The 20860-nt window shown below is 69.8% G+C and carries 20 protein-coding genes; 8 read left to right on the top strand and 12 right to left on the bottom strand.

Annotated features, from left to right (window positions below):
• Positions 1–321 precede the first annotated feature (321 nt).
• The 6 genes from ACZ44S_RS38210 (at position 322) to ACZ44S_RS38185 (ending at position 6662) form a co-directional block, all read left to right on the top strand.
• The gene (locus ACZ44S_RS38210; protein ID WP_466937937.1) at positions 322–507 is read left to right on the top strand and encodes a hypothetical protein; all 186 of its coding nucleotides are present in this window, start codon (positions 322–324) and stop codon (positions 505–507) included.
• Between the two features lie 144 nt (positions 508–651).
• A complete protein-coding gene (locus tag ACZ44S_RS38205; RefSeq protein WP_466937935.1) occupies positions 652–1053 on the top strand; it encodes a hypothetical protein in 402 nt (133 codons plus the stop codon).
• Positions 1050–1505, top strand: a complete 456-nt coding sequence (locus ACZ44S_RS38200) for a GntR family transcriptional regulator (RefSeq protein ID WP_466937932.1) — start codon at positions 1050–1052, stop codon at positions 1503–1505. The genes ACZ44S_RS38205 and ACZ44S_RS38200 overlap by 4 nt, the downstream gene beginning before the upstream one ends.
• A 384-nt stretch (positions 1506–1889) precedes the next feature.
• Positions 1890–2513 carry a hypothetical protein gene (locus ACZ44S_RS38195; protein ID WP_290011713.1) on the top strand — a complete coding sequence of 208 codons (624 nt, stop codon included), beginning with the start codon at positions 1890–1892 and terminating at the stop codon, positions 2511–2513.
• Complete coding sequence (locus ACZ44S_RS38190) at positions 2510–4543, top strand: hypothetical protein (RefSeq protein ID WP_466937930.1); 2034 nt, start codon at positions 2510–2512, stop codon at positions 4541–4543. Before ACZ44S_RS38195 ends, ACZ44S_RS38190 begins: the two co-directional genes overlap by 4 nt.
• Before the next feature lie 94 nt (positions 4544–4637).
• Positions 4638–6662: a hypothetical protein gene (locus tag ACZ44S_RS38185; protein ID WP_466937927.1), complete on the top strand. Its 2025-nt coding sequence runs from the start codon at positions 4638–4640 to the stop codon at positions 6660–6662.
• Between the two features lie 210 nt (positions 6663–6872).
• Here ACZ44S_RS38185 and ACZ44S_RS38180 read toward each other — a convergent pair whose 3' ends face one another.
• The 6 genes from ACZ44S_RS38180 to ACZ44S_RS38155 all read right to left on the bottom strand — a co-directional run bounded on the left by ACZ44S_RS38180 (position 6873) and on the right by ACZ44S_RS38155 (position 11784).
• On the bottom strand, positions 6873–7256 hold the full coding sequence (locus tag ACZ44S_RS38180; protein ID WP_150157794.1) for a toxin Doc: 384 nt from the start codon (positions 7254–7256) through the stop codon (positions 6873–6875).
• Positions 7256–7495 (bottom strand): hypothetical protein, encoded by a 240-nt coding sequence (locus tag ACZ44S_RS38175; RefSeq protein ID WP_381000577.1) that lies wholly within the window; start codon positions 7493–7495, stop codon positions 7256–7258. Before ACZ44S_RS38175 ends, ACZ44S_RS38180 begins: the two co-directional genes overlap by 1 nt.
• Positions 7496–7754: 259 nt before the next feature.
• A complete protein-coding gene (locus tag ACZ44S_RS38170; RefSeq protein ID WP_466937925.1) occupies positions 7755–8417 on the bottom strand; it encodes a hypothetical protein in 663 nt (220 codons plus the stop codon).
• A 12-nt stretch (positions 8418–8429) separates the two neighbouring features.
• Entirely contained in the window at positions 8430–9179 is a 750-nt protein-coding gene (locus tag ACZ44S_RS38165; protein WP_466937923.1) for an RNA polymerase sigma factor, read from the bottom strand.
• A 2-nt stretch (positions 9180–9181) separates the two neighbouring features.
• Positions 9182–9493, bottom strand: a complete 312-nt coding sequence (locus ACZ44S_RS38160) for a hypothetical protein (protein ID WP_466937921.1) — start codon at positions 9491–9493, stop codon at positions 9182–9184.
• Positions 9494–10032: 539 nt separating this feature from the next.
• Positions 10033–11784 carry a hypothetical protein gene (locus ACZ44S_RS38155; protein ID WP_466937919.1) on the bottom strand — a complete coding sequence of 584 codons (1752 nt, stop codon included), beginning with the start codon at positions 11782–11784 and terminating at the stop codon, positions 10033–10035.
• 30 nt (positions 11785–11814) lie between these two features.
• On the opposite strand from ACZ44S_RS38155, the gene ACZ44S_RS38150 reads away from it, so the two are divergent.
• Positions 11815–12084, top strand: coding sequence for a hypothetical protein (locus tag ACZ44S_RS38150; RefSeq protein WP_466937917.1), 270 nt, complete (start codon positions 11815–11817; stop codon positions 12082–12084).
• 507 nt (positions 12085–12591) lie between these two features.
• Here ACZ44S_RS38150 and ACZ44S_RS38145 read toward each other — a convergent pair.
• The 6 genes from ACZ44S_RS38145 to ACZ44S_RS38120 all read right to left on the bottom strand — a co-directional run bounded on the left by ACZ44S_RS38145 (position 12592) and on the right by ACZ44S_RS38120 (position 19922).
• Entirely contained in the window at positions 12592–14874 is a 2283-nt protein-coding gene (locus ACZ44S_RS38145) for an AbiJ-related protein (protein WP_466937914.1), read from the bottom strand.
• Between the two features lie 109 nt (positions 14875–14983).
• Positions 14984–15382, bottom strand: coding sequence for a PIN domain-containing protein (locus ACZ44S_RS38140; protein ID WP_466937913.1), 399 nt, complete (start codon positions 15380–15382; stop codon positions 14984–14986).
• Entirely contained in the window at positions 15382–15657 is a 276-nt protein-coding gene (locus ACZ44S_RS38135) for a hypothetical protein (protein ID WP_358569927.1), read from the bottom strand. The genes ACZ44S_RS38140 and ACZ44S_RS38135 overlap by 1 nt, the downstream gene beginning before the upstream one ends.
• Positions 15658–15879: 222 nt before the next feature.
• Positions 15880–16248: a hypothetical protein gene (locus ACZ44S_RS38130; RefSeq protein ID WP_466937910.1), complete on the bottom strand. Its 369-nt coding sequence runs from the start codon at positions 16246–16248 to the stop codon at positions 15880–15882.
• Between the two features lie 178 nt (positions 16249–16426).
• Positions 16427–18523, bottom strand: coding sequence for a hypothetical protein (locus ACZ44S_RS38125; protein ID WP_466937907.1), 2097 nt, complete (start codon positions 18521–18523; stop codon positions 16427–16429).
• A 523-nt stretch (positions 18524–19046) separates the two neighbouring features.
• Positions 19047–19922: a hypothetical protein gene (locus ACZ44S_RS38120; RefSeq protein WP_466937906.1), complete on the bottom strand. Its 876-nt coding sequence runs from the start codon at positions 19920–19922 to the stop codon at positions 19047–19049.
• Between the two features lie 229 nt (positions 19923–20151).
• Here ACZ44S_RS38120 and ACZ44S_RS38115 point away from each other — a divergent pair, with 229 nt between their 5' ends.
• The gene (locus ACZ44S_RS38115; RefSeq protein WP_466937903.1) at positions 20152–20319 is read left to right on the top strand and encodes a hypothetical protein; all 168 of its coding nucleotides are present in this window, start codon (positions 20152–20154) and stop codon (positions 20317–20319) included.
• Positions 20320–20860 lie beyond the last annotated feature (541 nt).

The following is a 20860-nucleotide window of genomic DNA, read 5'->3' as shown; positions in this document are numbered from 1 at the left end:
CCTTTTTCAGATCGGCTCGGGGACGACGAAGCACTCACACCGCGCACGGCCGGGACCGCGGCCCGGATACTTTCCTGTCCACAGCACGGGCATGGCATGCCGCTGCGCCCCGGGATGTTCCCTGAACCGGCGGCAACCGCGCACAGCGTCCCCCGGCGGCCATGCCAGCCTTGGCCGCCGCGCTCTTCGACGGCGACTGGACAGCACAGGCCGCCCTCTTCGCCGTCCCAGGCTGAACGCCCCGCAGCCAGCGGGGAGTGACCCGGGCCCGTATGCTGCGCCAGTCCGCGAACCGCCCGCTGAAAGGGAAACCGCCGCATCGTGTTCCAGCAGACGCCCGTCTACGACCGCCTCGTCGCCGAGCGCGGAGACATCCCCGTCCAGGTCCGCGGGGAAGCCGACCGGATACACCGCGACCTGGCCCGGGTACTGCGCCAGGCACCCACATCCCAGCCGGACGCACCGCACAGCGTTTTCGAGCCGAAGACGCCTTCCAGCGCCCCTTAGGGCCTTGGCCGTGACCGCCCGGGCCAGCGATCACGGAAGACGATTCCCCACGTCCGCCACGCGGGACACATACCCCGTACCCCGTTCGGGGCCGACCCCTTCCCGGGTATTGCGATTTCCGTAAAAATTTACGACCATCGGAAAATGCATCCGATCAGTGAACTCGCCGCCCTCCTCTGCCCGTTGCCCGAACCGGGAAGCGTCACCCCCGAGGACTGCTTCGCCGACGCCTGTGAGCAGAGCGAACTCCAGCGCACGCAGTACGCCGACAATCTGGAAGCCGCCGCCCTGGCCACGGACGAAGACCCCCTGATCCTCGCCCTGGAACAAGCCCGGACACAGAAGGAAGAGGCCGACCGCCGCATCCGCCTGCTCCTCGCATACGCCCGGGAGTTCCAGCCGGCACGCCGCTACCCCCTGCGCGAGCTCTCCCAGGCCTCCGGCTACACGATCTCCGGCGTGACCACCGCCTACGGCACACCGGAGATCACGCTGGTGCAGCGTCAGATCCACCGCAGCCCCGTTCCGCGCAAGGACGCTTCATGAGCGACAGCCAAGCCTCCCGCAGGCCCCGCCGGACACCACAGGGAACTGCGGCACGCCGGCTGCCGCAGCCCTCGAACCGGCCGCCCTACCGCCTCCTGGCCGATGTCCTGCGCCAGCAAATCCTCACCGGGCAACTGCGACCCGGCGACCAGGTGCCGCCTTCCCGCGTCCTGGAAGAGGACTACGGGATCGCCAACATGACCGCCCGCGCCGCCGTGCGAGTCCTGCGCGACGAAGGCCTCGTCCACACCGTCCACGGCCTGGGCACCTTCGTCACCAACCCCCTCCCCGATGCCGCACGAGCCGCAACCACGAGCGCCGATCGGACCCACATGCCGACGGAGGAATACACCGAACTCCTCCGCCGCATCGACCAGCTCACCGAAGTCCAGGACGCCCTGCTGCGCCTGTTCGGACAGGCAGCCCGTCTCGCCGACCAGCCGGCAGCGTAGGGGACGGCACCGGCGGCGAGCCCAGTACCTCGACGGCCCTCGGCAGCGGCATCACGCTGACACGGCTGCCTAAAGCGGGGGCGACCCGGGCGGCGAAGCCGCGATCGCCTCGCCGCCCTGGTCCCGGACGCTGCTCCACGCCCGCCGGGCGGCCGCCCACACATCGAACGGCTGCGTTCGCATGAGTTCCGGAGTGGAAGCGTAGAAGCGCATGTCCCCCGATCTTGTTGTTGAACGTCTCCTCATGTCGATGTTGAGCCTGTATGGTCACTGCACGTATGCGTCTGGCAGCAGAGTGATGTCGGCGCGCGTGGTGGGGCGATGTCTCGAGTTAAGGGGGTGGTCGGGATCGTTGCTCCGACCACTGGACAGACTGCGGTGCGGATGCTGTTCATTTTGGACCGGCTGGGCGATGCGTGCCGGGCCGGGGACGACGCGCCGGAGTCAGCGGTCCGGGTGATCCAGTCCGAGCGGAAGCTGCAGAAGCTGGACTTCCTCATACGTAACCCGGACTACCTCGCCAATGTGATCATCTCCGGGTGCGAAGAGGGCCGCCTGCCCCGTCAGCGCCTTCTGGATGCACGAGCGGTGCTCGAAGAGCGGGAGCCGGAGCTGCACACCTACCGGATGCTGCGGGGCCGGCACGGGGCGTTCGAGCAGTTGAACAACGCGCTGAGTGTGCTGCGGCATCTGGAACTGATCGCTATCCGGCGGGCGGGTCGGGTGACCGACGCCAAAGTACGGCGTCGTGACTACTACCTGCTGGAAGCCGGGGCAGCCCGAGCGCAGGAGCTGCGTACCACGGAGCCGCTTTTGGCCTGGTACGACCAGCAAGCCGCGTATGTAGCGATGGCGGCGGAAGGCATGTCCGGGGGACAGCTGAAAGCGCTGCAGTACGGGCACGAGGAGTACGCGGGCACTCCGGAGGGGCGGCTCATCGGAGGCATCACCGCCCGAGTGAGGCAGCGCTTAGAAGCGGCATTGGCACGGGAGGGGCTGGCGGCGTGAGCCGGAGCATCGCACAGGTCGAAGACGACGCGGCAGGCCCGGTCGAAACATGGCTGGAGGAGATCGCGGCGGCGTCCCAGCAGCCGGTCGAGGTGGTACGCGAGGTCCTTGCCGAGCACGGGGTACGGGCGCACACCGCCCTCCCGCGCCCTCACCGGATCCTGGTGACCGCAGTGGACTTCGAAGGCATCCGCCCGGCTCCCGACGGCCAGCAGCCCGATGCGCCCGACATCCCCTTCCGCTTCCACTGGGAGCCCGGGCCCGGCGTGTGGTGCCTGGCCTCCACGGGAAAGAACGAGGCCGGCAAGTCCAGCGTCCTTGAGATCATCCTGTGGTGCCTGCGCGGCCGAGTGGGCCTGCAGCGGGACGTACGCAGCTGGCTGCGCCGCGTGCGCACCGAATTCGTCCTCGACGACGAGCCGCTCGTGGTGGAGATGACGGTGACCGGCGGCATCCCCACCGGCAGCGTGGTGTCGAAACAGACCGGTGCCGAACTGGCGTCGTTCGACGGCATGAAGGCCTTCGAGGAGTCGATGGACGCCTTCATGCTGGACCGCCTGGGACTGGAGCCCCTGCGCACCCAGCAAAAGCCCCGCGGGGACGTGGAAGCGTTACCGGTCACCGGAGAGCTGTCCTGGCCCTCCTACGCCAGCGGCCTGTACATCAACCGCAAGGGCCTGGGACACCTGCTGGGCAACGAGTCGAGGAATGCGCTGCCCACCCGGCTGCTGGAGCTGTTCCTGGGCGCCCCTTGGGCGCCGACCATGGTCGCGGCATCGGTCGCCCAGAAGGTGGTGGCCGCCCAGCTGTCCGCAGCCCGGCAGCGGGCCGCCGCCGACGCCCAGGCACGCCGCGCGCAGCTGGGCGAGCTCACCCGGCAGCTGGAGACCGAACAAGCCCGCCTTGAGGCGCTGCCCGAACAAGGGCAGGCTGCCGCCGACCTGAGCGCGGCCTACCGGACGCTGGCCGCCGCCACGGCGACGGCCGGCGAGGCGCAACGCGCGCTCGCAGCGGCCCGCCTGCGTCACGACACCCTCGAGGAACAGCGGCACAGCCTCGCCCAGGCCGTGCAGACCGCCCAGGAAGCAGCACTGGCCCAGGCGTTCTTCCACACCTTGATGCCGACCGTCTGCCCCCGCTGCGATGCGAAAGTCTCCAAGGAGCAGTGGGCCCGGGAGCAGGAGGGGCACTGCTCGCTGTGCACCTCCCGCCTGCCCGAGCCCACCGACCATCAGCACGATGGTCATGGTGACGAAGAAACGGAGACGGCGGACGATCTACGGCAGGCTCTGGTCGGCGTCCAGCAGGAAGCGGAGGAAGCCGCCGGTCTCCTGGCCGCAGCCCAGGCGCAGGCTTCCGCTGCGGTTGATGCCGTCACCCGAGCCGAGGCAGCTCTCCAGGAGGCCCTGCAGGACCCCGGCACCAGCGAACGGCGCGCCGTGGAATTGGCCGTGGCCCGCCTGGAGGGAGCGGTCGCCGAACGCACCGGCCGCTTCGCCGACTTGGACGCAGCCGTCGACATCACCCCACTGGAAGTGGCCAACGCCGTCCTCAAGGCCGCGGAGAAGGCCGCTCACGCCCGCCGGACCGCCGCCCTGAAGCAAGTCCTCAAGGACGTCGAGAAGGACATCGTCACGATGGGCCGCGCCCTGGGACTGGAGATGCTCCAACGCGTCGAACTGGGCACCGGGGCCACCCTGACCGTGTGGAAAGGCGGCCAGCAGCACACCTACGGTTCCCTGACCGAAGGCGAACAACTGCGGCTGAAGATCGTCACGACGACCGCACTGCTGCGGCACGGCATCCGCAGCGGGGTCGGCCGCCACCCCGGACTGCTGATCGTCGACTCCCCCGGAGCCGAGGAAGTCGACAGCAAAGACCTGCGACTCATGGTGCAGGACCTGGTCAAGCTCACCAACATGGCGCCCGGGCTGCAAGTCATCATCGCCACCGCCCGCGGCGAGGACGTGGCCTCCCTCATCCCCCAAGGCCAGCTGCGCCTCGCCCCGCCAGGAGCACGCCTGTGGTGACCGCACCAGACCCGCCCCGCCAGCACGCCCACCGGCCGCGCCTGACCTAGAGTCCAAGCCGCACACACGTCCGGCGGCGGAAGGAGGCAAGACGATGCCCCACCCTTCAGGCGACCCTCTACGCCTCCTCGCCGACGCCCGCCGCACCGGCACACCCCCGCCTGCCCTAACTGACCTCGGCGGCCCTGCGATCCTGACCGACGCCCGCGACGAACTCCTCGACCACGACGACCTGCCCGCCCTGGTGACGCTCGTCTGCAACGACGCCACCACACTGGCAAGCCCCACCGGCCAGGACTTCCTGCTCGCCGCCGCAGTCCCCGACGACCCGCTGCTCCTCGAAGACGTCGTCACCGCCCTGCTCACCCACCGCCACGCTGTCCAGGTTCTCGGCGAGGAACTCGCCGACGCCTGGCTGGACGCCAGCCGTACCCGTCTGGACCTTGTCGGCGGCATCGCCCTGGAAGCCAGCGCCCGCCTCGTCCTGGCCGGCATCGCCAGCCACTACGGGCTCCTGGACCGGCTACGCCGCCTGCGCAGGGAACTGCCACGCGTCGACGAGAACTTCGCCGCCCGCGTTGTCCGCGTAGCGGGCGCACTCGCCGAACACTTCTCCGCCCCGGAAATCCCCCCGCTGCTGCAAGACCTGCTCCACCACGACGACGTCGCCGACGACGCCGCCTTCGAGCTGGGCATGCTCACCCTGCGCCAAGCCCTCACCACCGACACCCTGGACCAGGCCCGCCCCCAACTCCTTAAAGCCCGCGCATACCTCAGCGACGCCCACTGCACGGAAGAACGCCCCGACGCAGCCGGCTTCGGCGCCGCCCTCGACGCCCTCCTCGCCTACAGCTCAGGCGCCCCCATCTCCACCGACACCCTCCGCCAGCTCCAAGACGCGATCTTGGACATCCGCCTGAACCTCCTCGGCCTGCCCCCCGGCTGGCGCACCCCCCGCCTGGACACTCTGGGCACCTGGCAACAACTCCTCGACACCCTCACCCGCGCCCAAGCCGCCGACCGGCCAGGCGCCTGGCTACACGCCGCCGCAGTCATCACCAGCCTGGTCGACGTCTATGCAGCCCACCGCAGTCTCGACCTGCTCACCCCCACCGACGGCTCCCTGCCGACCACTGCACCTGGCACACCAGTCTCCGCAACCGGCCTGCACGCCGTCCTGGCCCCCCGAGTGGAACAGAGTCTGCTCGCCCGTGAAGGCGGCCTGGCCCTGCTCGACCAGTGGCTCGCCGAGCTCAGCACCGCACCCGAGACCGACCAGGACCCCACGACACCGATCGTGCGGGAACAGGCAACCGCCCTGCGCGAAGCCCTGACAGCCGGAAGGCACGACCCCGGCCCAAAAGCTGACAGCCCGGCGACCGCACTCGCCGGGCTCCCCCTCCACCCCGACGACGCCGAGCGCCTGTCCGGCTACCTCACCACGGCACCCGAACTCACCGAGCGCCTGGCCAGCATGTGGGAGGCCCGCCAGGCCCAGGAACCCGTCGACGAGATCCCCGTCATCGCTACCGCCTACCGCACAACCCGCACCGAGCTTCGCCAGCAGTGCCCCGACGGCTACACCGGCCAGTTCGCCGCTGACATCGACCGCATCCTGCTCTTCCTCCTCCGCTTCCTCGACCTCCGGCTGAACGAGACACAGAAATTCGGCGGTGACGCCCGCAAGTACCTCCGCCGTCTCAAAAAGGACGAAGACAAACCCTTGGAGAAGGAGCTGGGCAGAGACCTGCGCGACTTCCTCCGCGGCCAGGGCCTGCGCGTCGAACTGGAAGTCAGCAACGTAGGAGCCGGACGCGTCGACATCGCCTGGCGCCCCCACGACGAACTGATCACGCTCGAACTCAAACGAGACTGGGCCAACCCCACCTGGGACGCCTATACGAAAGCCTTCCTGCCACAGGCCATCGCCTACCAGGTCAACGGCCCGCCCGTGAACTTCCTCGTCGTACTCGACCTCACCGACAAGCCCGACGGTCTGGCCGCAGTATCCGCCTGCGTGCACGTCCGCACGGTCCCCGGACCCGCCGGCGACCCCAGACCCCGCACGGTGATCATGCTGCGCATCCAGGGAAACAAACGCGACCCTCACGAGCTGTAAAAGCCACTGATGATCGTTTGACGCCGAACGGCCCGGAACCGGCGTGGACTGCATCGTCAGTGCCGCGCCGTAGGGTGCCGGGCAAAGCCGTACGGTCCTCGCCGCCACTGCGACAGAGAGAGCAGCTCCCTCGTGTTTCAAGAGACGCCCAAGACTGGGAGCGGGTGAGGCGGCGCAGGCCGCCGCTCGTCCGCGGGGCGGCGCCGGGGTTCAGATACGCCAGGAGCGGAGGGTGTCCGCGATGTCGTAGATCTTGAGCCGGGTCTCGCGGGCTTTTCTGATCAGGTCGGACAGCGCTCCGTAGGGCGGGTCGATGCCTTCACCGGACTGGTCGAGGTACTGGGTGGTGATGAAGGCGGCGAAGAGGCTGTTGCGGTGGGGGAGCGGTTCGAGCCGCACGATGGTGTGCAGGAGCGCGGCAGCACGCCACGCCGCGTCGGGGTTGGATTCGGCGAGCGTCGGTGTGCGCGTCTTGTGGCGGGCGACGGCCGCGACAAGGGCCGAGTAGTCGGTGACGGACACGTCGTCGTGGCCGAGGGCGATGTCCTGAACGTCCAGGAGCCAGGAGACATCTACGTACAGGGTCTCGCTCATCAGGCGGCAGTGGCTCCCCGGTCGCGCTCGGAGGGAGGAATCTCCTCCGGGAACGCCGCGTCGAACTCCTCGCGCAGCCTGTCCGCCCAGGACGCAGCGCCCGCCACGAACCGCTTACGGTGCATCTCGCGCACGCCCAGGTCGTGCAGGTACTGCTTGAGGCTCTTGCCCTCAGCGGCGGCAGCAGCACGCACGCCTTCCATCTCTTCCTCGGTGAAGGACACATTCAGTGACGGCATACCAGCATGGTACCTACTTGGTGCCTGCCGAGGAAGCAGAGTAGACGGTGACGCCCCGTCCCCGGTCCAGGACTGGCCGGGACGAACGTACTGCCCGCCCGCTTCCCTCCCGGCAGGCGCCCGCAGCCGGGAGGCCACCAGTGCCGCCCCCGGGCACCTGAGCGAGAGCGCCGCGCCGCCCCCGGGAACACGCAGCGTGGGCGCGCGGGTGTGTACCCGCCTGGTTCGCTCCGGTATCGGGTGGGCCGGTTCGGCTTGCTCACGGCATACCGGTGGCCGGGTCCTGGGAGGCACGGGCCTTGTCGAGTCCGTTGAGCACGGCGGCGCGCCAGACGTCTCCCCGGTGAGTGATCTTTGCGCAGATCTGCCGGTACTCGGCGAGGGCGGCCTCATTGCACCCCGGACGCGAGGTCCGGTTGGGGCAGGCCTTGGGGTGGCGCCGCTTCCACTCCTCAAGGAGGGTTCCGGCTTCTTTGGAGGTGTGCCAGCACGCGGCGTACACGGTGTTGACCAGGTCGACGGGCAGACGGACGGATACTGGTTCCTGCCAGACGCCGCTGGGGGAGCCGGGCGAGCGGCCCGGCGCCCGCGCCTGACGCGGGAAGGGGTCCCACGGGCGGTTCCAGCCCCGCTTCTCAAGCTCCCGGAACAGACCGCCGGTCACCAGCGCGTTGAGACTGTCGATCAGCTGTCCCTTGTACCGCAGTTCGACCTTCTGGTCCTGCCACAGGACGCGCCGGGCGTCGGCCTCGCGGCGGGTCATTCCCGCGGTGGAGGCCATGGGCTGCTCGCGTGCCCAGGCGCGTTGCTGCGCGAAGAACGGCTTGAGGCCGTCCAGCTCCTTGCGGGTGTCGTAGGAGACGTACGCGGTGATCTGGACGGTACCGGGCACGGAGCCCGTGATGAGGGTGAGGAGGTTCATGAGGGTGCCGTCCTAGGGCTTGTTCCCGGCCTCCGGGGACGCGTGGGCATACATGTTGCGCAGCGCCTTGAGCGCGATCCGGCGGTAGCGCGCTGCGGTCTCGGGCTGGATGCCCAGAAGGCCCGCGGTCTCGTGGATCGACAGCTCCTCGAGGAAGAACAGCTCGATCACGCGCCGCTGCATGTGCGGCAAGCTCTGCACCTTGGCCAGCAGTTCCTCGTTCACCGCGGTGCTGGTGACGACGTCCTCGGCGGACCGCTCACACTCCGGCCGCGGGAGCACCGCTTCCCAGTCGGACAAGCCGGTGAGGACCTCACGCCTGCGCCAGGCCTTGCGCTGGTGATCAGTGGCTGCGTTCCCGGTGATCGTGTACAGGTAAGCGTGGACTTTGTCCGATTCGATGGCGGGTTCGCGGTGCAGCCGGGTCATCCAGCGGTCGCGGACGAGCGCCAGGATGTCCTGCCTGGTCTGCTCGTCGAAGCCGTGCATGCCCCGCAGGTACGCGGACAGTTTTGGTTCGAGGTCGAGCAGCATGCGGAAAGCCGGGCTCTCCACAACGGCCTGGGCCTCCTCGGGCCTGGGCCACGAGGACCGCTCGGCCGGCGCGCTCTTGCCAGCCGGGGGCGGGGCCGAGCTCCGCAGCGCCACGTTCTCCTGGCCGTCAGCGATGTTGTCGCCCGCAGTTGTACCGGGTCGGGGCGGGGCTGACGCCCAGGCCGCCACTACGTCCTGGGCGTCAGCGGTGTACTCGCTGGTCCGCACGGTTACCAGCCGAACGCGAGCTGGCGCTTGCCGTTCCTCCGCTCGAGCACCATCCGCTCCGGCACCAGGCGCCGCAGCACCCGTCCGACGGCGCGCGCGGCGTCGACGAGGGTGTCCAGGGTCAGCAGGCCGATCGCGGCGATGAGCGCGCCCTCGAGCGGGTTGTCCCACGGCACCTGGCCGTGGGCGATCCGCAGGATCTCGATCACGATGATCGTGATCACGACGCCGCGGCGGCCGCGGCGTCGCCACCGGGCCGGGGTCTCCGCACACACGGCCGCCTGAGCGGCGCGCGGCAGGGTCTTCTTGGTCACTTGTTTCCTCACACTTTCGTGATCATGGGCCCGCTGCTGCACCGAGGGGAAGAGTCGTTGCGCGAGCCCGCACCGTTGGGTGCCGTCATCGTGCCCCGGCGCGGCCGGGTACGCATGAACCTGCCCTGGGACCTTGCAAGTTTGGATTCGGCTGGCCACTGCGGACGGCGCGGCCCGAGGACGCCTGCGGACGGTGCCGGAAATGTGGTCAACGGCACTAGGCCCCCCGCGGGGCGGAGTTTTCGGGCCCGCCGCTCGACTCTTCCCAAAGCAGCACGGCGGGCCCGTGTGAGGACGCAAGTGAAACGTCTTCACCTGCTAGACGTACGCCACGGAGGAAACCAGACGCCAATGTGACCTAGGCCACAATAGTTGGGGTGAGGTGAGTCGCGGCTCGTCCATACCGTCAAGGCGATACGACCCACTGGCCAAAAGCACCAAGACTCCAGGTCGTACGGCGCATAAGCGGGAATCTGCCCGTCGCAGCGCCGCCACCAGCCGCAGGTGAGCGCGCCACCTCCTGGCCGCGCGAGCCTCGTTCACCGGGGGCGCCAGTACGCATGCGTCTGACGCACATCAGCATCGATCACATCGCGCAGGACCTCGCGGTCGTCTGCGGGCAGCTGGCCGCCGAGGAGGTTCGCGGACAGCCGGTACGCCTCCGCCAGCTGTGGATCGGCGGCCGCCAGGACGCTGGAGAGCAGCGGTTCGTCCCGTTCCGACGCCACATCCACCAGGGCGATCAGGCGCTGCCGCTCCTGGTCCGTCATGTCGGGCAGGGCGGTGCCCAGTTGTTCTTTCAGGGCGGCCCAGGTGAGGGTCTGCTGGGCACGGGCCACCCGCATCAGAGCGCCGCGCACCGCCGCGGCCGCCGCCGCGAGGGTCTTGTCCGACAGGCCTGCGGCAGGGCGCGGGGGGCGCCGTGAGCGCGCCGTCTCGTCCACGGCGTACTTCTCCCTCACCTCCCGGATCTGCCACAGGAGCCTGCCGGGCAGGGCACCGTCAGCTGCGGTCACAGCGTCGTGGAGTTCCCGGAGCTTCTCCTCGCGACGTCTGGGCGACATGTACGTCTGCTCGTGCTCGGCCACCAGACGCCGAACCCTCACCACGGCTTCCTGCTGCCGTCGCGCGCGTGCGTCGTCCGCGTCGGGCCGAGGCGGACGCATGGCTCCAGCGCGCGGCGGGGCCGGAGCGAGCCGGCTGAGCGCCTGGCGTCGACGGGCGGCCACGTCCGGCGTCGGCTGGTGGTTCCTCTCCTGAAGGAAGAGGCGAGCTTTGTGCAGCATCCGCAGCTCGGCATCGCTGGCACCGCGCCGGGTCAGGGCGGTGGCCCGGTTGTAGTGCTCGCGCACATCCCAGGCCCGCTTCTCGTTCACCGCGTGCTCCAGGTCCGCGAACACGCGCTGCTGGTAGCCCATATGGCCCTCCAGCCACGTGCGGGCTTCGGCAAGGGCCTGCTGCGCTTGCGTCCGCGCGTGCGGCTCCAGGGTGGCAACGAAGGAACCACTGCCCTCACAGAGCCGGCGGACGCGCTCGACCGTGCCGGACCGCTGCGCTGATTCCAGCCCCCGGATCAGTCGCGTGACCGCTTCCGGCAGCGGCTGCGTGCGCGGGGGCGGGCCTGCCGGAAGCTCCTTCAGGATCCGCTGCGCGGCCTCGGTGACGAACCCCTCCGCCGTCCACCCGCAATCCGCCAGGGGCACCCATTCCGTGGGGTGGGCGAGGCTCTCGGTGCCGATCCAGACCCGGCGCTCCGGCCCCTCGCTCTGCACTCGCACCCGGTAGACGTAACGGCAGCGAGCGAGCGTTCCGGGCTCGAGCGGAACACCGGCTGCGAGGATCGGGATGCCGCAGTCCCAGGCCGGGCGGACCCTCCCGTCGAGGTGAACCCTGAACTGCCGTCCGCCGTCCAGGTCGACGTCCAGGGCGGAGCCGATCGGGTCCGGATAGGAGAACCGGGCCGCCCGCCCGTGATTCGCCAGGGACGCCTGCAGCGCGCCCTTCACGTACAGGTGGTCGGCGCTCGACTCGCCGACACTGCGTCGCCGGCACACAGCCTCGTCCCCCTGCTGCCCGGCGGGATAGTGCTGGAAGTGGCACTGCCTGTCGACGTACAGCTTGTCCGCCAGTCGAGCCCCGCACCCTCCGAGCAGCAGGCCGCACCAGAAGGAGTCGCCACGATGACGCCGTCGGAACGCATCCAGCTCGATGGCCGCTACGGGCAGAACCACCGGCACGTCCGAATGCTCGTTGCCGATCACCGCCGTCTGCACAAGCCGTGAGTCACGCACCAGCCCCCCAATCCCCGCCCTCCACAGTAGATGCCCCGCCCTCGTTCCCTGCCCGAGAACCGCAAGGCCGTACAGGGCACCCTTGCATCGCGGGCCTGGCTGGCGTGGCCGCCCGCGCCCCTGCGGGACACACGCCGGGACGGCCTCGGCTACGGGAGTTTCGACGCGGTCGCCGAGGCTGTGTCGGCCCCGGAGGAGTCCGACGAGACGACCCCCCTCACCTTCGCGGAACCCGTCTCACGCATCAACGAGGCCGTGAACGTGGGCCGTATCCAGGAGGCCGCGGAGACGGCCGAGTAGACCGTGGCCGAGACGCCGGCGACCCTCGGCCCCCAGCACGCCGACGCGCTCCGGCCGCGCGAAATCACCCCGTACATTGGCTACTTGGCGGGTGAAGCACCTTCCATCTCTCCCTGCACCTGGCCGCCCCTCCGGCACCGCCTGAGTGACACCCGTTCCGCCTACGGCAACATCCGGAGCGCGGCGGAGGCCTGGCGCGCGGTCCGCGACCCGCTCCAGGGTCTACACCTGGGCCGCCACCTGATCGCCGTGCGGGCCGAGCTCGCTGCAGACGCCGGCTGCTCGGCGCGTACGTGACCCTGGACCACGCCCGGCACGCCATGGCCCCGCTCAGCCGGGCCCACGCCGACCCCGTCCCGCCGGGAGCCCTCGCGCTGACCCGTCAGGAGATCGACGAAGCCGTGTGCCTACACGCCAGCAAGCAGGCGCCGCGCGAGCAGTGGGCCGCCCGGCTCGCACCACCTGCGTAGGAACGGGGCACGGGTGCGATACGGCTCGCCGTCCGCTTCACTTAGCCGTGCTGGTGCGTAGGGCCCGGCGTATGCGGGGGTCGGCGGTGCGGTCGTCGGCGATGTGGCTGAAGTGCTGGGCGGAGTCCGGGTGGTCGCGCAGGACGGCGGCCACAATGGATGCGGCTTCGCTCTTCACCGTTCGCAGCCATGGAGTGATCTTGTCCTGGGCGTACCACTGGTCCCAGGCGCCGTCCCAGATGCACATGGTCTGGGCGGCCTCCTCCAGCAGGTCCCAGTCGCAGCGGCTGGCGGCGTAGACGCAGATTCCCTGGAGCCAGATCACGACTGCCGCGGCTTCGCCGAACTGCACCATGTGCGCTTCGTCGCCGTCTACGTGTTCTGCCAGGGCATGGAGCAGACCATGGGCCTGCGCGGGTTCGCGTGCGAGGGCCGGTCCCGCCTGCTGGACGTCAAGGCGGGTGAGCACGCCGACGTGGAGTTCGTAGTCCTCGGGGTGGCCGCTGACCAGGGTCAGCAGAGTGTCCGCGGCAGCTGGGTCGCCGGTGCCGGCGGCTTCGAGCAGCGTCTGGGCGGTCTCGAAGGGATCCTCGGGGATGGCCGCATGCTCGCGGTCGATCAGCGTGAGCAGCTCGCTGATGGTCTGGGGGCGACGTCGCGGATCCTGGTGGGTGGTGGCGCGGACGACGGTGCGCCAAGGGCCGGGCGGGGGCAGCAGCGGCAGATTGGCTTTGGGCAGCTCGCCGGTGAGGGCCCAGGCGATGACTCTGCCGATGCTGTAGATGTCGCTGGACTCCGTGGCCTCGTGCGGTGTTTCGGACAGTTCCGGAGCGGCGAAGCCCTCGGTGCCGATGTAGGGGCCGGTGCGGCCGATTTTGGTGGTCTGGCCCCGTGGCCGGCGGACGATGCCCCAGTCGGCGAGGGTCCATCGGCCGTCGAAGTAGAGGATGTTCGACGGCTTGATGTCCCGGTGCAGCCAGCCGCCCTCATGGGCGGTGGCCAGCACCGACGCCAGAGCGTCGACCAGGGCACGCAGCTCGGCGGGTTCCCGCAGCACCTCTTGGCGTTGGGCGGCGGTGGCTTTGGCCCAGGGCATCACGAACCAGGTGTGGTCGGCGCCAAAATCGAGGATCGGCATGGCGTGGGGATGATCGTTCAGATCCTGGCCGACTTCGATCTCTCGCCGCATGCGGGCCACTTGGCGTTCGGCCGGGTACTTGCTGTGCAGCTTCTTCAGCGCGACGGTCATACCGAGGGTCTTGTGGGTCGCCTCGAACACGTCCGCCTGGCCTCCGTCCGGGACCGGCTCGCGCGGGCAGGAGTAGTCCTTGCGCTCGCCGCGCGCGGCGCGGCGGACTGCGGCGTAGGGGACCTGGCCGGATGGTGAGGATGTTGCGGCGGCCGGGGGAGCAGGGGGTGCGGTGCGGCGGCGCGCCGGTATCCGACGGGCCTCATAAACCGGGTAGCCGCTGACGGTGCGGGTCTCGGCGAGCTCGTAGCCATCGGGGGCCAGCATGTCGTTGACCAGCGCCAGCAGCCGCTGGACCTCGCTGGTATCTGTCCGTACGGCGGGGTGGATCATTTCTGCGAGGAAGCGGAGCAGGATCTCGTCGGCGCCGTCGGCGAGCCCGAAGCGCTCGTCACCGAAGACCCAGTCGTCTTCCCAGTCCTCGGGATTGTTGTAGCGGTGCTGGAGGATGTCGCCCTCGGCCGTGGCGAACCGAGGGTCATGACTCTTCAGACTGTCCAGGTCGTACAGCCTGCGCAGGAAGGTGACCTCGTCCAGGCTCCCCGACCAGCTCACACCAGTTCTGCGCAGCGCGTCGAACAGGTGTCGCCGGGTGACGTCGGTGACGGCCGCCGACGGCACTGCGGACAGGTCGCTGCCCCGGAAGCGGCCGATGACGGTGTCGGCGGAAACGGTCCGGAGCAGGGACGCGCCCGTCACGCTCTCGGTGCGGGCGCGGGAGAAGAGGTCCAGATCGAAGGAGATGTCGTTGAGAGCCCGCAGAACGGTGCGCTGCAGATCGGCACCCAGCTCGCGGAGCCGCTCGTAGTAGGTGTCCCTCAGCCCGAGCGAGAAGAAGGCTCCGTCCAGCGTCTCGAAGCCGTCCGGCAGCGGCGTCCTGGCCGGCGCCGCCATGCCGAACCTGCCGATCTTGACCCCGCCGATCTCCCTGATCTCGCCGCCTGGATCGACACAGAGCAACTGGAAGGTCGTCTTGAAGCTGTAGTCATCCCAGTTGTCACGAACCAGGAAGGCCTGCCCCGGCAGGGGAGAGACGGGCCACCCGCGGACAGGCAGGACAGCGAACTGCACGGTTCCTCCGGAAGGCACCTCGGCCTGCGGCCGGGCACGTGAGAACAGACAACGCAACCGCCCTAGCAGGAGCGGTGCTGACCGTCTTCTGCCGTCGGTGGCTGACCGGTTACTGACCGGGGTGGACGGCCTGGACGCCGGTGCCGGCGTAGGCCTTGGGGGTCAGGGTGAGAAGAAACCGCCCGGCGGGGTGGGCAGCGGATGGGCGACCGGCGTGGATGGCGTGGACAGCGGCCAAGGAGTGCCCGAAGCGCAGCAACTCGGTGGCGGTGACCGCTGCGTCAGTGTCGAACGCCTCGATCCGGATGAACCGCAGCCCCTTGATGTAGCCCAGCAGTCCGGGCCGCTCGGCGTCACCGGCCGTCAGCGACAGCACCGGCGCGTACAGATCACCGAGCCCGCCGGAGGCCTGCACGTAGAACGCGGCGACCGCCTCGTTGAACGGATCCTTCGGGTCGTACAGAGCAGCGGCGGTCGTGTGGTCCAGGACGACTGAGATCGCCGCCACTACGCGGCCGTCTGCGAGCCGTGGTGCGCCCCGCCCAGGCGCTCCAGCAGCGCCCGAGCCTTCGCCTCGGCCTCTGGGCTGGGCGCGCTGCCGAGGGCGGAAGCGAGCTCGGCACGGGCCAGCTCGGCACGCTCGGCGTATTCAGCCTGAGTCGGAGTGCCCTGCGCAAGGTCCTCCACCAGGCTGCGAATGGTGGTGCCGTGCTCGGCCGCCAGCTGCGCCAGCCTGTCCCGCGCCGCCGCGCTCACCTTGATGCTCGTCTCGTCTGCTGCCATATTCCTCACTCTACCGCGCCCCTCTACTGCCGGTAGAGGAAACGTGACTATGCGGCAGCCCGCCCACGTCCGGAAGATCACTTGGGTGCGGGGCTCGACGTGTCCTATGTCCCGGAAGCCGGGCCACCGCCATCAGGTGGCGTTGGCCCGGCTGGGTACGTCCGGCCAGCCAGTACACGTCCGGATCACCGGTAGCCGTCACTGGCTGAGGTCAGGCAATGATCACGGAAGCGGGCGATCATCTCCAGGGGCCCGGTCGCGCTGTTCCTGCGGATTCGTGCCCTGGTCTCGCTGCCGCCGTCGGCGTTTGCGCAGTTCAGCCCGGCGCTCGCGCTGTTTGGCCCGGCGCTCGCGGTAGCGGAAGTATTCGAGCACCAGGTCCCGCTTGTGCTCGGACTCATCGGGTACCACGATCTTGGCCAGACCGAGAAGGAGCGACACCACGAGCGTGGCGCACACGGTCCCTACCACGGCTTGCCAGGGAGCGTTGGCCATCGTCAGAGCCGTGACGATGGCACTGCCGCTGGCCACGCTCACAGCCGCCGGCCGGACCCCGCCGAAGCGGGACTGCTGCGGTACGGGCGCGCTCACCGGACCCGCCTCTCTGCGTTGGTCCCGTGCGACGTGGACTGGCGCTCCTGGGACACCGCGCTCCGGCGGTGTCCCAGGAGCGGGGCGGCCGAGTCCACCGATACCGACGACAGCCCGCACAAGCGGCCGGAGGTGCGGCCACCGGCCACCGCACCCACCAGCCGCGGGAAGGCGGCGCTCACCCCTCGCCCTCCTCGTCCTCGTCGAGGAGGAAGGAGGCCCGGGACGGCCCGAAGCGCAGCAGGATCTCCTCGGCCTGCCTCAGCTGCGCGCGCAGCTCGTCGACTGTGTCGACGTGGCCGAACACCTCCGGGCCGCGGCTCTTGTGCATGCGGGCGAGCGATCGCGCGGCCTCGAACACGGAGCTGACGCCGCTCGCGAGCAGTCGGCGCTGGCGCACGTCCTCCGCTTCCAACTCCTGCGGCCCGCGGCTGTTCTTGGCGATGGTGGCCATGGCCCTGACCGGGTCGGCGGCGTAGACGAGGTCCCACTCGTAGTCGATGATGACCTGCTCACCGATCTTGTCGAGCACGGGCTCGCCGTCCCGAACGAGCTGCCCGTCGACCTCGCGGTCCTGGGTGTGGAACTGCTTGGGCCAGACAGCCGGGTCGGCGGCGACGTGGGCGCGGGCGATGGAATGCAGCATCCGCAGCCCTCCAGCGGTCCTGGCCAGCGCATCCAGCAGGTTCACGGGCGTGATCCGGAAGGGCGCCGTACGGCTGTCCCGTTCGGTGCCCTCCTTCGAGCCACGGTCCCGGGTGATGTAGCCGTCGAGGATCGCGGCGGTCCCGCCGAGCACGGTCAGCTCAGCCACCGCGCCCGTCTCGCCGGCCAGGGCGCGGTCGAGGACGTCGTCGAGGACCTCGGACGCGTCGCTGCCTCGGGTCAGAGTCCAGGGCTGCTTCCACACCCGGTCGGTGATCGTGCCGCCGTTGCCGAAGCCCCGCAGCGCCTGCTCGATGCTGTCCTGGCTGCGATAGGCAGAAAGCGCCATCGGCGCCAGCCGCTCGCTGATGCGCTGCCGGTCGGCCCTGGTCATCCCGAATTCCTGCTTGACCAGCCGGTTCATGGCGTACGCGCCCGGCCCGGCCAGCAGCACGTGCTGATGGACCGCGGTCGCCCACAGCCGGTGCGCGGGGACCCCGAGCAGATAGTGCATCTCCTGCGCCCCGACGGTGCCCGACAGCACGCGGTACACGTCCGAGCTGATCAGCCCCTCGCGCAGGGCGTGCCGGTAGACCCGCTGCATGCCCTGAGTGTTCTGCGCTCCACGGGTCCAGGGGGTGACGTGCACGTGCAGGCTGGCCAGCAGGTCGTCCCGGGCCGCCACCAGGTCCGTCAGCGGCCCGCCGTCGTCCGCGCGCGCGCCGACGACGACGATGGCGGGGAACGCGAGAGTGTGGCCCTCCCGCCGCGTCGCCTCCGTGATCGTGGCCGCGGCCAGGTTCTTGCGGGTCCGCATCGTCAGCTCAGCGGTCCGTCGACGGGCCTGTCCCTGCTCCGTCCGGCTGCGTGCCCCGGGGTGGTCCAGCGAGCCGATGACGGAGGCGATGCAGGCCGAGACCGCGGCGTGAATGTCGCCGCCGGTCCGCGCCAGCCACATGCTCATCAGCCGGCTGTTGCCGTCGCCCGTGACCAGGAAGGTGTCCTCGCTGCCGTCGTCGTACACCACGCGTACCACGAACAGCGTCAGCGGCTCCTTCACCCCCTGCTGGAGCACGCTCTGGGTGTAGTCGTTCTCGCCTTTCTGGGCGTAGAACGTCTGGTGCATGCTCTCGGCGACCGCCTGGGCCAGCGCCTTGCGGTCCCGCATACGGACGGTGAAGACCGCGCGCGGCTCCCCGCTCGCCGCATCGGTGAGCGTCTCGTACACAGTGGCCAGAAACGGGGAGGGGACCACGTCCATGGCCGTGTGCAGCTGGCCCGCCCACCTCTGGTTGATGATGTCCGGAAGGACATCCAGGTCGAGGTAGCGGGGGTGCGGCGCGGTCGCATACAGCGTGCCCCCGACGACCGGCTTGGCCGTCAGCAGACCGAACGGCTCAGCCGCCACAAGCGCCTGCAGCCGCAACGGGTCCACCGCGCCCGAGGTGACGACGTTCGCCGCCGCCTCGTCCAGCGAAACATCCGGGTTCTTGAGCAGCGCGCTGCGTACCCGGCGGAGCCTGATCACCGGCTGCGGATCCTCAACCGCTTCCGGGCGGCGCAGCAGAGGCGGCAGCCCATCGTCGTGATCGAGCCCGTCCAGACCCGCGAAACTGTCCGACGAAGTCATAGTCCTGCCCTTCCTGGTGTCGCGCGCAGCAGGAGGGCATAAGCCTCTGCTTCCACTGCGCGTCGCCCCAGGGGGCGGCGTGCACCGTCACGCTCCATCAACGGCTCCCACGCCGTGACATCCCGTGCCGACCGGCGTTCCACGGCAACCAGGCGAGCTGCTGGTCAGATCGGTCCGATAAGACCGAACGTTCCCCACCGACAGATGCTCGGCCTGCGAGAACCGAACGCTCACGTCGCTGGGTGCCAGCCACTCTTCGTGCCAGGGTCGAGCCCTGAACACGCCAGTACCGTCTAGCCAGAGCGGGTGCGCCGCTGGCAAACCAATGCCAGCAGCCCACGACTCTACGCCCAACTCCCCACCGCCCAGGGCGAAACGGAGATCCGGATCCCAGGAATCGGACTACGCCGATCGACCGACGCGGGATACCCGATCTGAGCGCAGGCCGTTCAAGACGGTGCTCCTGGCGAGCAGCCGCCTCCCCTCGTCCAGCGGCCCTGGACGGCCTGCCACCAGCCCGCCGTCACACCGAGTGCGCCTTCGGCCGCCGGTGGATCAGCTCCATGCCGAGGATGAGCAGGAGCTGTCGCCCGGCCTGGTCGAACTGCTCCTGCAGTGTGGGCTCGCGGAAAAGATCGGCCAGCTGTCCGGCTTCGGCGGCAAGGCCCCCGCGCTGGGCGAGGTAGCCAGCCATGGAAGCCCGGTGGACAGCGCGGGCCCGCTCTAGCAGCGCGCCGTCCACCGCTCCGTCCAGCGTGCGGCCCAACGCGGCGCACAGAGCCTCGACGTGGGTCACGACCGCCTCGACGGTCATCGGGGTCCGCGCGGGCCCGAGCGCGCGGACGAGGCCGCTGGCGGCGAACACCGACTCCGGCTCCATCACGTCCCGCACGACGTCCAGCAGTTCGGCCCGCCCGCGCACTGCCAGAGCCTTGCCGTTGCCCAGCTCCGTGATCACCCGCACGAACCGGGTACGCGCCGTCTCAGCCGCCAGCTGATGCCCGACCTGCTCCAGCAGACCGACCGCGCCCTCGCGCGCCACCTCCTGGCTGCGCCGGCCACGCCCCACCCACGTCGCCCAGGCCCGCTGCGCCTGCCGCGTGGGTACGTAGCCGTCCCACCACAGCCACATGGCCAGCGGCACCTGCGCGAGCGCGCTCAGGTGCGCCACCTGCTGCCGCTTGTCCAGCAGGAGCAGCAGCAGCCGGCGCTGGTTGACGCTGTGCTCGGCTTTGTCCGAGCCACGCCGCCGGGTACGACGACGCGGCTGGTCCAGCAGCCCCTTGGAAATCCAGTCGTGAACCCGCCGCACGTTCATCTCCGGATAGCCGGCGGCATGGGCATCCGCCACCAGATCGTCGATGGTGCCCGGCCCGCTGATGCTCTCCCAGGTGTACACGGGGTGGAAATTACATCGTTCTCCCGCCAACCGGACCCCTGTTGAGGATGCAGCACCCACCTCCCGGCTGCCACGATCAATCCCAGCAGCACAACGACCCGGCGGCCCCGCGAACCGCCCGCTGCACCACCCCCACACCCCGCACAGTGCGCCCCCACACCCCGCACAGTGCGCCCCCACACCCCGCACAGTGCGCCGCCGCGCCCTGCCCGAACGAAGGACACCCACCATGCCGAAGAAGAACCGCACTCCCTCCACCACCACGCACCCGGACCACGTGGCGCCCGCCCCTGCCTCGTGGCGGCGCCTCGTCGGCGGAGCGCTCCTCACCGGAGCCCTCCGCCATATCGGAGCCCGCCTGGCATGCCTCGCAGTGACCTGGTGGCAGCACGACTGACCCTCACCGCTCCGCTGACACATACCCGGGAACGAAGGAGGACCCAATGCCTGTGCACCTGACCCCACCTGACAGCGCATCACTCACCCGGACACACCACAGCCTCGTCCACCGCAATCCAACGAAAAGAGGCACCCACCCTGAATCCGGATTCACCAAAACTTCCGAGCCGAAGGAAACAGACGGCCCCAGCCCTCCCGACCACCCTGCCCTGTAGGCAGCCGCCCGCGAATGCGGGCTGGGCCGGGAGCGCAGCGGACGGCCCCCAAGGCTCCTTCCAGGAGCGAAGCGACGAAGGGGAGCTGCCGGCTCGGAGCGTAAGCGGAGAGCCGGAAGGGCACCAGCCCAACCTCCGGATTCAGCGAAAGTTCTGACGGAAGGAAACACGGCTCGGAGCGCAGCGCAGAGCCATCTCCTCGCACCGCGAGGGGGTTTCACTCCGTCACCCCCGCGCAGCGGGGGGGCTTCATTCCCAACTCCCGTGCGCAGCACGGGAGTTTCCCTGGGAGGTTGCGAAGCAACCTCTTACCCGCTCCGCGGG

The organism is Streptomyces malachitofuscus, from assembly GCF_055571035.1.
The sequence above is the reverse complement of the archived record's forward strand: the minus strand, read 5'-3'. Positions and strand labels throughout refer to the sequence as shown.